Annotated in this window: 9 protein-coding genes; 3 read left to right on the top strand and 6 right to left on the bottom strand. The window is 61.1% G+C overall.

The window, feature by feature from the left end; all coding sequences use genetic code 11:
• Nucleotides 1-2,305 (bottom strand): DUF6531 domain-containing protein (locus KKQ10_RS10985; RefSeq protein ID WP_252191556.1); only part of this gene is annotated, 2,305 nt, incomplete at its 3' end.
• A 246-nt stretch (nucleotides 2,306-2,551) separates the two neighbouring features.
• Here KKQ10_RS10985 and KKQ10_RS10980 point away from each other — a divergent pair.
• Entirely contained in the window at nucleotides 2,552-3,247 is a 696-nt protein-coding gene (locus KKQ10_RS10980; RefSeq protein WP_145593245.1) for an HAD-IA family hydrolase, read from the top strand.
• A gap of 78 nt (nucleotides 3,248-3,325) precedes the next feature.
• On the opposite strand, the gene KKQ10_RS10975 is transcribed toward KKQ10_RS10980, so the two are convergent.
• A complete protein-coding gene (locus tag KKQ10_RS10975) occupies nucleotides 3,326-4,072 on the bottom strand; it encodes a 3-oxoacyl-ACP reductase family protein (protein WP_215501090.1) in 747 nt (248 codons plus the stop codon).
• A 126-nt stretch (nucleotides 4,073-4,198) separates the two neighbouring features.
• On the opposite strand from KKQ10_RS10975, the gene KKQ10_RS10970 reads away from it, so the two are divergent.
• On the top strand, nucleotides 4,199-5,125 hold the full coding sequence (locus KKQ10_RS10970; RefSeq protein ID WP_215501089.1) for a LysR family transcriptional regulator: 927 nt from the start codon (nucleotides 4,199-4,201) through the stop codon (nucleotides 5,123-5,125).
• Between the two features lie 131 nt (nucleotides 5,126-5,256).
• Here the strand turns inward: KKQ10_RS10970 and KKQ10_RS10965 are convergent, their stop codons facing one another.
• The 3 genes from KKQ10_RS10965 to KKQ10_RS10955 all read right to left on the bottom strand — a co-directional run bounded on the left by KKQ10_RS10965 (nucleotide 5,257) and on the right by KKQ10_RS10955 (nucleotide 8,891).
• Nucleotides 5,257-5,985 carry an aspartate/glutamate racemase family protein gene (locus KKQ10_RS10965; protein ID WP_215501088.1) on the bottom strand — a complete coding sequence of 243 codons (729 nt, stop codon included), beginning with the start codon at nucleotides 5,983-5,985 and terminating at the stop codon, nucleotides 5,257-5,259.
• Nucleotides 5,986-6,039: 54 nt separating this feature from the next.
• Complete coding sequence (locus KKQ10_RS10960; protein WP_215501087.1) at nucleotides 6,040-7,578, bottom strand: NCS1 family nucleobase:cation symporter-1; 1,539 nt, start codon at nucleotides 7,576-7,578, stop codon at nucleotides 6,040-6,042.
• Nucleotides 7,579-8,156: 578 nt separating this feature from the next.
• Nucleotides 8,157-8,891, bottom strand: a complete 735-nt coding sequence (locus KKQ10_RS10955; protein ID WP_127652003.1) for a phosphoadenylyl-sulfate reductase — start codon at nucleotides 8,889-8,891, stop codon at nucleotides 8,157-8,159.
• A 163-nt stretch (nucleotides 8,892-9,054) separates the two neighbouring features.
• Here KKQ10_RS10955 and thrH point away from each other — a divergent pair, with 163 nt between their 5' ends.
• Nucleotides 9,055-9,672: a bifunctional phosphoserine phosphatase/homoserine phosphotransferase ThrH gene (thrH, locus tag KKQ10_RS10950; RefSeq protein ID WP_127652004.1), complete on the top strand. Its 618-nt coding sequence runs from the start codon at nucleotides 9,055-9,057 to the stop codon at nucleotides 9,670-9,672.
• Between the two features lie 110 nt (nucleotides 9,673-9,782).
• On the opposite strand, the gene pabB is transcribed toward thrH, so the two are convergent.
• Entirely contained in the window at nucleotides 9,783-11,126 is a 1,344-nt protein-coding gene (gene pabB, locus KKQ10_RS10945; RefSeq protein ID WP_215501086.1) for an aminodeoxychorismate synthase component I, read from the bottom strand.
• Between the last annotated feature and the right edge of the window lie 109 nt (nucleotides 11,127-11,235).

Raw genomic sequence — 11,235 nt, 5'->3', positions numbered from 1 at the left:
CGATCAGCCGTCCGACTTCGTCGTAGCGGTATTCGGTGACCGCCCCCAGCGGATCCTGCTCGGCGATCAGCCGTCCGGCATCGTCATAGGCCTTGAGGAACTCACCACCATCGGCCTCGACCTTGCGTACCAGCCGTGCGCTGTCATCGTGGACGTAGGTTTCTTCGCTGCCGTCGACGTAGTGCACCGCCACACTGCCGTCGTCGGCCCAGACGTAACGGCTGTCCATCTGCGAGAACGACGCCCAGTGCCGTACGCAACGCGCGGTTTTGCCGGCGCGCTCCCACTCCCAGAAGAAACTCGCCCCGCCCGTCAGTTGCCGCTGCAGGATGACGTGCTGATCGTCGTAGTCGTAATGCTCGCTGTCACCGACCGCATTGGTTGCTTCGAGCAGGCGCTGGCGGGCGTCGTAGCGGTAGCTGACGAGGGTCTGTTCGGTGTGCCAGTCGCTTTCGCGCCAAACCTGATAATCGACGCCGATCAGATGCGCCCGCTCGTAACGCAACCCCAGCGACCGACCCGCACCATTGTCGAGGCGAACAATGCGCTCCTGATGATCACGAGCAACCTGCAGGCGATTGCCATACGCATCACTGATCGCCGTCAGCCGCCCGGCGCGAAAGTGATAAAACCGCGCCGCGTTCCCCGCCAGCGCCAGGATCAATTCCTCCGGTTCATCCCCGAGAAAAATCGCCGCCCGCGACAAACTGTTGTGAATCGCCGGCCGCTGAACACTGGGCATGGGAAACCGTGTGCGGCGGTTCTCGTGGTCGACCCAGACCACCGCATCGCCATCGAAGACCAGCCGATGCGCCAGCGAATGGCTCCAGCCAAACCCCAGCCCGACATCGATCTCAACGGCGCTGGTGCGATACAGGCGGGTGAACTCGAACGGCAGCACCCCGTCGAGCGAACCATCGGTCAGGGTCAGCAGTTCTTCACCGGTGACCATCGACACCGGGCAGCCGTTGGTGCAGGTCAGCGGCACGCAATCGGCGCTGTCGCCGTTGGGGTTTTTTGCTTGATCGGGTGAGTCGTCGTGGGGTTTGTGCCGCTCCATCCGGGTCGTGCCCCGGGACTTGTCTCGCGCCATGGGCGCCGGGTTCGGTACCGTCAACACCACCGAATCCGCCTGGCGAATGTTCAGCGGGATCGCCGGCGTCGGCCTCATCGGCACGTCGCGCGCATTGATCATCAACGGCTTCAACGTGGCCGCATGTTTGTTCAGATCGGCAGTGGAGGGCCGTTCGGCCAGGCGCAGTGCCGCCGCTGCCAGCCATTGCCGTGCACGAGGCGACTTGATCTTGTTCAGCACCTTGCTGCTCAATTTCACAGGCACGCCAACGCCGCCGGTAATCCGCATCAGCAGAAAACTGATCAACAGCTCGACCCGGACTTCGGCCACCACTTCCGCCAGGTACTGCGGCGGCAGCATCTTCAACCAACTGTTAAACGCTGCCAGATGGATAAACAGCAACGGCTCGTCACTGAGGATCAGCAAGCCACTGGCGATGGCTTCACTGGAGGCATTGAGCAGCGCTTCCAGTTCGACCTCGGTCAGGTACTGCAGCAGTTTTTCACTGTTGGCCTGCAGATCGGCGAGCAAAGCGAACAGCTGTTTAACGTCGTCCCAGATGTCGTGCAGGGCCTTCTCGAACCCTCGCCAGTCAGCCTGTTGCAACTGGCGGTAACGATCACCGAAACCGGTGCCGGAAAACTCCGTCCACTGCGGCTGAAACCCGGCCCACTCGTCGCGAAGCCAGCCCTCCAGCCCGTCCAGAATCCCTTCGTAGGACGCGTACAGCGCTTGGATATGGGCGGTGGAAACATCGGGAAAGAAGGTGATGCGATAACGCTGGCCCCGGTCGCAGTCGCTGACTTCCAGAATGCCGCTCGGGCCGATGGTATGGCGCAGCGGTGCACCGAAACTCAGTACCCCGTCGACGTCGGCGATCACCGGTTCGAGCATCACCGGGGTATTACCGATCGGTACGAAGCGCGCCGCCTCGAACATGTGCACCAGGGTTAACGGGCCGCTCGCCGGGCACATGACCACCGAGGTCTGGATGGGTTGGCGGGATTTGACGGGAGCGCTGAGGTGCAGGTCGTTGCCGACCCTGAACACCTGTTCGACATCCAGCGCCGTCCCGGTCCAGAACTGCTCGGCCCAGGCCTCGTAGTGGTTCAGGCTCAGGCGGAACTCGCGAATCAGCGTTTCGACGTCCGGGTGTTTCGGGTTCAGGGCGGCAACCACCAGCAGGCCGATGCTGTTGTTCAGGGCCAGAAGCCGATCGGTTTGGAACATTCGCAGGCACTCGCGCACGTGAAAGAGGTGCGCGGACTTTGCGGGGGATCAAACGGGAAAGAAGTCGGGCAAGTAGGCATTGGCTGTAGGGCATTTCGCTAAATATCCGCGCACCATTCAACGGCCCGCCGACATTGCCCGTTGCTGAATGTTCGTTGGCCTCGCTATGCTGCTGAACCCTTTAATCCGATCCGGGCAGCGGCGCCGACCGTGCTGCCTGGGATGTTTTTGATAACGGATCCGATGATGAATGCACCGATGAAGACGTTTGGCCCGATCAAGGCCGTGATTTTCGACATGGATGGTTTGTTGCTGGACACCGAAGGCATCTACACCGAGGTCACGTCGCTCATTGCCGAGCGTTACGGGCGGACTTTCGATTGGAGCGTTAAACAGAACATCATCGGGCGTGGCGCCAATGACCTGGCCAACTACGTGGTGCAGGCGCTGGACCTGCCGATCAGCGCCGAAGAGTTTCTGGTGATCCGCGAGCCGCTGATGCGCGAACGTTTTCCCAAGGCGCAGGCAATGCCGGGTGCGGAGGAGCTGATTCGCCACCTCAAGGCGCACAACATTCCGATCGCCGTGGGCACCAGTTCGTCGCGACAGTCGTTCGGCCAGAAAACCACCTTGCACCGTGACTGGTTTGCGCTGTTCGATTTCATCGTCACCGCGGACGACCCGGAAGTCGGCGCCGCCAAACCGGCGCCGGACATCTTCCTCACCGCCGCCCGGCGTCTGGGCGTCGCGCCTGAAGATTGTCTGGTGTTCGAGGATTCGCCGTTTGGCGTCACTGCGGCGAAAGCGGCGGGGATGACCGCCATCGCGATTCCCGACGCGGCCATGGCCGATGAAAAATACGCTCACGCCGACGGGATTCTGCGCACGCTCAAGGCGTTCACCCCGAGTGCCTGCGGTTTGCCGGCGCTGGAATGGGCCTGATCGCTCAATAAACACCATGAAAAAACGCCGCCCTCGGAGCCGAGGCGCGGCGTTTTTTTGTATCCGGGAATCAGCGCATCAGGCGCCGAAGCCACCGTCGATGGTCAGGCTGGCACCGGTGATGTAACCGGCTTCCGGGCCCACCAGGTAGGCGACGAAACCGGCGATTTCATCGGCAGTGCCGTAACGACCCACCGCCATCAGCGGGATCAGGCTTTCAGCGAAATCGCCATCGGCCGGGTTCATGTCGGTGTCGACCGGGCCGGGCTGCACGTTGTTGATGGTGATGCCGCGCGGGCCGAGATCCCGGGCCAGGCCCTTGGTCAGGCCGACCAGCGCCGATTTGCTCATCGCGTACACACCGCCGCCGCCGAAGGGCATGCGGTCGGCGTTGGTGCTGCCGATGTTGACGATGCGCGAGCCTTCACCCATGTGCTTGGCGGCTTCCTGAGAAGCAATGAACACACTGCGCACGTTGATTGCCAGGGTCTGGTCGAAGTCTTCCAGTTTGAAATCTTCCAGTGGCGCGATGGCCAGCACGCCGGCGTTGTTCACCAGAATATCGAGGCGCCCAAAGGCTTCGACGGTGGCGCTGACAGCGTTGCGGATCGCCGCTTCGTCAGCACTGTCGGCTTTGATCGCCAGGGCTTTGCCGCCGTTGGCGGTGATGCTGTTTTGCAGTTCTTCGGCCTTGGCGGCGGAGCTGACGTAGGTGAAGGCGACAGCGGCGCCTTCGGCAGCCAGACGTTTGACGATGGCGGCGCCGATGCCACGGGATCCGCCTTGAATCAGAGCGACTTTGCCGCTGAGGTGTTGAGTGGTCATGTTCGATCTCCAGGAAGTTGAAGGCGGGGTGCCTTGGTGTTGGAGCCAAGTATCGGCCTCGCATCGACAACCGTGTAGCCCATGATTGCTATAGTCTGTGTAAACCAAAAGTTTATAGTGGCGATCATGGAAACCTTCAGCAGTATCGAATGCTTCGTGCGCAGTGCCGAAGTCGGCAGCTTTGCCGAGGCGGCGCGGCGCTTGAGCCTGACACCCGCAGCCGTCGGCAAGAGTGTGGCGAAGCTCGAGGCGCGGCTCGGTGTACGGCTGTTCCAGCGTAGTACACGTAGCTTGACCCTGACCGAGGCCGGTCAGCTGTTTTTGAGTCAGGTCAGTAGCAGCCTGACGACGATTCAAAATGCTGTGGCCAATCTGGCCAGTGTCGAAGGATTGCCGGCGGGCACGCTGAAAGTCAGCATGGGCACGGTATTCGGGCGTTTGTACGTTGTGCCGTTGCTGGAAGAGTTTTTACGTCGGTTCCCGGCGATCAACCCTGACTGGCATTTTGATAACCGTCAGGTCGATTTAATCGGGCAGGGTTTCGATGCGGCGATTGGCGGGGGATTCGAATTGCCCCAGGGCGTCGTCGCACGTAAATTGGCACCCGCGCATCGAGTGTTGGTGGCATCTGCTGACTATCTGGAAAAGCATGAGGCGATTGCCGAGCCGGATGATCTGCAATATCACGATGGCATCCTGATTCGTTCGCCGCAAACCGGTCGAGTACGTTCCTGGCAGTTGATCAGTAGCGGCAGTCAGCTCTGTCAACCCTTGACCCTCAAGACGCGAATGACCATGAGCGACTCCGAAGCCGCCTGCGCCACGGCAGCACAAGGGCTGGGGGTTGCACTGGTCAGCATGCCGTTTGCCGTGGGTTATCTCGAGGCGGGCACGTTGCAACGTGTGCTGCCGGATTGGTACGTCGATGACGGCAACATTTCGATCTACTACGCCGAGCACAAATTGCTGCCGGGCAAGACCCGGGCGTTTGTTGATTTTGTGATTGAGCAGTTTGCGCAGAAGGGGTGGGCGCAGCGGTTCAGTGCTTTCTGAGTTTGGCTGTTAACCGGGTTGCGGCTATCGCGAGCAGGCTCACTCCTACAGAGTCCGGTGTTGCTCACAGATTTCGGGTACGACACGAACCCTGTAGGAGCGAGCCTGCTCGCGATGAACGATAACGCGGTTTACCTTGCAAACCGCTCCGCCCAGCCGATGATGTTTTTCGGCCGTGGCGTCGCGTAAGTGCGCACCTTGGACGTCGACAACCGCAACCGCACCAGCGATTCGGCGATGGTCACCGCCGCCGTCACGCCATCGACGACCGGCACTCCGGTGCGGCGACGAATCTGTTCATCCAGCCCGGCCATGCCGCCGCAGCCGAGGCAAATCACCTCGGCCTTGTCCTGAGTCACCGCCAGTTCCGCTTGTTGCACGATGGCTTCCAGCGCCCGTTGCGGCTCGTGTTCCAGCTCCAGCACTGCCAGACCACTGGCCCGCACCGAAGCGCAGCGATCCCACAGACCCGAGAGTTTCAGCCGGTCTTCGATCAGCGGTACGGTGCGATCCAGCGTGGTCACTACCGAATAGGCGTGGCCGAGAAACATAGCGGTGCTCGCCGCCGCGTCGGTGATGTCCACCACCGGCACGTTCAGCAGTTCCTGCAAGCCTTCGCGGCCGTGTTCGCCGTAGCCGGCCTGAATCACCGCGTCGAACGGTTGATCGTAAGACATCACCCGGTCCATCACGGCGATGGCCGCCAGGTAACTTTCGAAATTGCCTTCCACCGAGTCGGCGCCGAAGAACGGCGTCAGACCAACAATCTCCGTGCCGGGTGAAGCGATCGCCTGCGCCGAGCGGGCGATGGCCTGGGTGATGGATTCGGTGGTGTTGACGTTGACCACAAGAATACGCATGAGAAGTCCTTATTGCGGGCAGTTCAGCGGCCCGAAACCCGGGCCGCGAGGAAATTAGTGGCTGACATTGTCGACGGCGATGGCTTCGCCACTGACGTCGGCGTAGTGCGGCTGACGCTTGGCAATGATCAGGTAGAGCAGGGCGGCGATGCCGGCGCCCACCAGCCAGGAGAACGGCGAAATGCTGTGGAAGCCCGGCACCAGCGCCAGGACGATGGCGATCAGCGCCGCAGGAATGAACGCTGCCACGGCGCGGAAATTCACCCCGCGGCTGTAGTAATAAGCGCCGTTGGGATCTTCGCTGTACAACTGTGGGACATGAATCCGGCCTTTGCGGATCAGCCAGTAGTCGACCATGATCACCCCGTACAACGGGCCGAGCAGGGCGCCGAGGCCGGACAGGAAGTACACGATCACCAGTGGGCTGTTGTAGAGGTTCCACGGCAGGATCAGCACGGCGATGGTCGCGCTGATCAGCCCGGCGCGGCGGAAGGTCAGGTACTTCGGCGCCAGGTTGCTGAGCACGAAGGCTGGCGCGACGAAGTTGGCCATGATGTTCACTGCCACGGTGACGATCAGGAAGGCCAGGCAACCGAGCACCAGAAAGAACGTGTTGGGAATCGACGCAATAATCTCGGTCGGGCTTTCGATGATCCGCCCGTTGATCTGAAATTGCGCGCCGCACAACAGCACGGTGATGGCGGCGAACACCAGAATGTTCACCGGCAACCCCCAGAAATTACCGACCTTGATGGTCTTGCGGCACGGCGAAGAGCGCGCGAAGTCGCAGAAATTCAGGATCAGCGTGCCGTAGATCGCCAGCCACAGGGCGCCGCCGGCAAAGATGTTGCGCCACATCTCGCCGCCGGTCAGCGGTTCGCGGATCGACCAGGCGATGGTCGCGTTGGCCTGGGTGTACATCCACGCGGCGAGGGCGGCGACGGTCAGCAGAATCACCGGCCCGGCAAAGGCTTCGTAACGGCGGACCATCTCCATGCCGTACGCGAGGATCGCCAGTTGCACGAACCAGATCGCCACGAAACACACCCAGCCCAGAGATGACAGGCCGAGGATCGAGTTGTGGTCGTACTCGGCGAAGCCGGGGTGGATCGCCGTCAACAGCACGCGAAACACCACCGATGCCAGGTACGTCTGTATCCCGAACCAGGCGATGGCGATCACCGCCCGGATCAACGCCGGAATCTGCGCGCCGTGGATGCCGAAACTGATCCGGCTGATCACCGGAAACGGCACCCCGGTTTTCTGCCCCATGTAGCCGGACAGGTTCATGAAGAAGTACACCAGCGCCGCGCCGATCCCCAGTGACAGCAGGATCTGCCAGCCCCCCAGGCCCATCGCATACAGACCGATGGCGAACGAGTAGTTGGCGATGTTGTGCACATCGTTGGTCCACAGGGCGAAGATGCTGTATTTGCCCCAGCGCCGACCTTCGGCCCGGGTCGGTGCCAGGTCGCTGTTGTGCAGGCGGGGGCTCAGTTGTAACGATTCGGTCAGGCCATCGTGGGGCAAGGGCTGGTCGAGGGCAGAGGCAGGCAGATTCAGCGCGATGTTGTTGGAGAGGCTTGTACGCATTCCGGCAGGCTCCTGATGGGCGGGGCCGCGATGACTGTGCATGAGCCCGGGGCTCGACAAATCTTCGTCGCGGCCAGCAAACATCACTGGTTACGGGGCATCTGCAGCCTGTACGGGATAGGGCGCTTCAGGCTTGCGGATCGAAAGTGTCAGGTCATGTTTTGCGATTTTGTATACAAAACATGTATGCACTAAAGCCAGATCTGTGCCAAATGCAGATCTATGCGCAGCCGGGCTCATTTCGAAAAGTTATCGATGAGGGCTAAGCTTTTGAAAACAGATGGTTATAAATTGACCGATTGAACAGCTATTTATTTTTTGCGGGGGATTTTGGCGAATGCCGAAAGGAAGGGACGTTCAGAAGGGATGTAACTTTTCAGGGCGAGCAAACAAAAAAGTGCACACATAAATGGCACTGATGGTGACATTCGTGTGTACACATTCTTGAAGTTTCCGCACAGCCGTGTAGGAGTGAGCCTGCTCGCGATAGCGGTGTGTCAGCCGAGAAATGCCTGGACTGACACACCGCTATCGCGAGCAGGCTCACTCCTACAGAGGGACATCGTTGGGGCAGGAATTCACGCCTTGCTGATGATATTCCCCGCATGCAACCCACATTCTTTCTGCGTCGCTTCTTCCCACCACCAGCGGCCTTCGCGCTCGTGCTGGTTCGGCAGGACCGGGCGGGTGCACGGTTCGCAGCCGATGCTGATGAAACCGCGTTCATGCAGGCTGTTGTATGGCAGCTCAAGCATGCGGATGTAGCCCCAGATCTCTTCGCTGGTCATCTGCGCCAGCGGGTTGAACTTGTACAGGGTGCGTTCCGGGGTGGAGAACGCGGTGTCGATTTCCAGCACCGCGACGGCGCTGCGGGTGCCCGGGCTCTGGTCGCGGCGCTGGCCGGTGGCCCAGGCTTTGACGCCAGACAATTTGCGGCGCAGCGGTTCGATCTTGCGGATGCCGCAGCATTCGCCATGGCCGTCCTTGTAGAAACTGAACAGGCCTTTTTCCTTCACGAACGGTTCCAGTTTCGTGTAGTCCGGCGAGACGATTTCGATATCGATCTTGTAGTGCTCGCGCACTTGCTCGATGAAACGATAGGTCTCCGGGTGCAGCCGGCCAGTATCGAGGCTGAACACCTTGACGTTCTTGTTCAGCTTCCAGGCCATGTCCACCAGCACCACATCCTCGGCGCCGCTGAAAGATATCCACAGCTCATCGCCGAACTCGGCAAACGCGAGCTTCAGGATGTCCTGCGCGGATTTGTTGGCATAGGTCGTGGCGAGTTCCACGACATCGAACGTTGGGCTCATCAGGGCGGCTTCCTACAGGTCAGTGGCGCTGGGCGCTCTATATGGCGGCGATGTTAACAAAAAGCGGCGGGGTACGGGGTGCCCGCTGCGTTGCGCCGTTGCGGGGGAGTCGCTAGAGTTCGGGCTCGCTCGACTCAATAATCAATACAAACGGGAGTGTCTTGTGGAAATTGCTTGCCTGGATCTTGAAGGGGTACTGGTACCGGAAATCTGGATCGCCTTCGCCGAAAAAACCGGAATCGACTCCCTCAAGGCCACCACCCGGGACATTCCCGATTACGACGTGCTGATGAAGCAGCGTCTGCGCATCCTCGACGAGCACGGCCTGAAGCTCTCGGACATTCAGGAAGTGATCGCTACGCTCAAGCCGCTGGACGGCGCAGTGGAGTTTGTCGACTGGCTGCGCGAACGCTTCCAGGTGGTGATTCTCTCGGACACCTTCTACGAGTTCTCCCAGCCGCTGATGCGGCAACTGGGCTTCCCGACCTTGCTCTGCCATCGCCTGATCACTGACGACAGCGGGCGGGTGACCAGCTATCAGTTGCGTCAGAAAGATCCCAAGCGTCAGTCGGTCCTGTCGTTCAAGAGCCTGTACTACCGGGTGATTGCGGCGGGGGATTCGTATAACGACACGAGCATGCTGGGCGAGGCGGATGCGGGGATTCTGTTCCATGCGCCGGAGAATGTGATCCGTGAGTTCCCGCAGTTCCCGGCGGTGCACACGTTTGCCGAGTTGAAGCAGGAATTCATCAAGGCCTCGAACCGTGACCTGAGCCTGTAAACCCAATCCCTGTAGGAGCTGCCGAAGGCTGCGATCTTTTGATCTGGTTTTTTAAGATCAAGATCAAAAGATCGCAGCCTTCGGCAGCGCCTACACAGGATTGTGGTGGTCTAGAGGTTTTGCAGGGTGTCGAGCAGGACTTTGACCTTGGTAATCGACTCCTGATACTCCGCCTGCCAGTCCGAGTCGGCCACGATCCCGCCACCGCCCCAGCAACACACCTGCCCATCCTTGACCAGCAGACTGCGAATGGCGATGGAGCTGTCCATCTCGCCGCGTACGTCCAGGTACAGCAACGAGCCGCAATACAAACCGCGCCGGGTCGGCTCCAGCTCGTCGATGATCTGCATCGCGCGAATCTTCGGCGCGCCGGTGATCGAGCCGCCGGGGAAGCTGCCGGCGATCAGGTCCAGGGCGTCGCGGTCATCCGCCAGTTCACCGGTCACGCTGCTGACCAGGTGATGCACGTTAGGGTAGCTTTCCAGACTGAACAACTCCGGCACCCGCACCGAGCCGATGCGGCAGGTGCGGCCGAGGTCGTTGCGCAGCAGGTCGACGATCATCAGGTTTTCCGCGCGATCCTTGGGGCTGGCCAGCAGTTCGGCAGCGTTGGCCGCGTCTTCGGCAGGCGTCAGACCACGGGGGCGGGTGCCTTTGATCGGGCGGGTTTCCACTTGGCGCTCGCTGACTTTGACGAAACGCTCCGGCGACAAACTCAACACCGCGCCGCCGTCGGGCAGGCTCTGGAAGCCGGAAAACGGCGTCGGGCAGGCTGCGCGCAACGCGCAATAGGCCAGCCACGGATCGCCCTGACACGGTGCGCGGAACCGCTGGGCGAAGTTGACCTGATAGCAGTCGCCGGCCTGGATGTATTGATGAATGCGTTCCAGCGCCTGGCGATAGTCATCGGCCGAGAGGTCGGCGGTCATCGGCGTGTTCAGCTTGAACGGCGTCAGCGTCGCCGCGGACGGTTGGCTGAACAGAGCGATCAGCCGTTGCCGCTCGCTGTCGGCCATCGATGGATGAAACACCAATTGGCTGGTGGCGGTCTGGTGATCGCTGATCAGCGCCCAGTCATACAGGCCGAATCGCGCATCGGGCAGTTGCAGATCGTCCCGGGCCTGGCTCGGCAGGGTTTCCAGATGCCGGCCGAAGTCGTAGCTCAGATAGCCGATCAGGCCGCCGGCGAAGGGCAGGTCATATTCCGCAGGCAGTTGCGCTTCGCCCAGGCGGGTCAGATTATTGCGCAGACGTTGCAGGAAAACGCTGCCGCTTTCGTCGGGCAACACCGCCAGATGCTCCAGCGGCCAGGCGCTGAGCAGGTCATAACGGCCACGGTCGGCACTCGGCCGGCCGCTGTCGAGCAGCACGGCACCGGGCGCATGGCGGATGGCCGCAAAGTAGTCGGCGGGGTTGGCGCGGTAGGGCAGCGGGTGTACGGAACAGGTCAACATGGGCGGGGCAGATCGGCCATTGAGGCGGGGTGGGGATTGTAGTCCTCTGCGGGAGTTGCTCCTAGAGGGGATGTCGGGGATGAGCAGATTGGGGGCTGGGTTGAGTCTT

It is taken from the genome of Pseudomonas sp. MG-9 (assembly GCF_018729515.1).
GTDB lineage: Bacteria > Pseudomonadota > Gammaproteobacteria > Pseudomonadales > Pseudomonadaceae > Aquipseudomonas > Aquipseudomonas serboccidentalis.
This window is presented reverse-complemented; position numbering and strand designations above follow the sequence as displayed.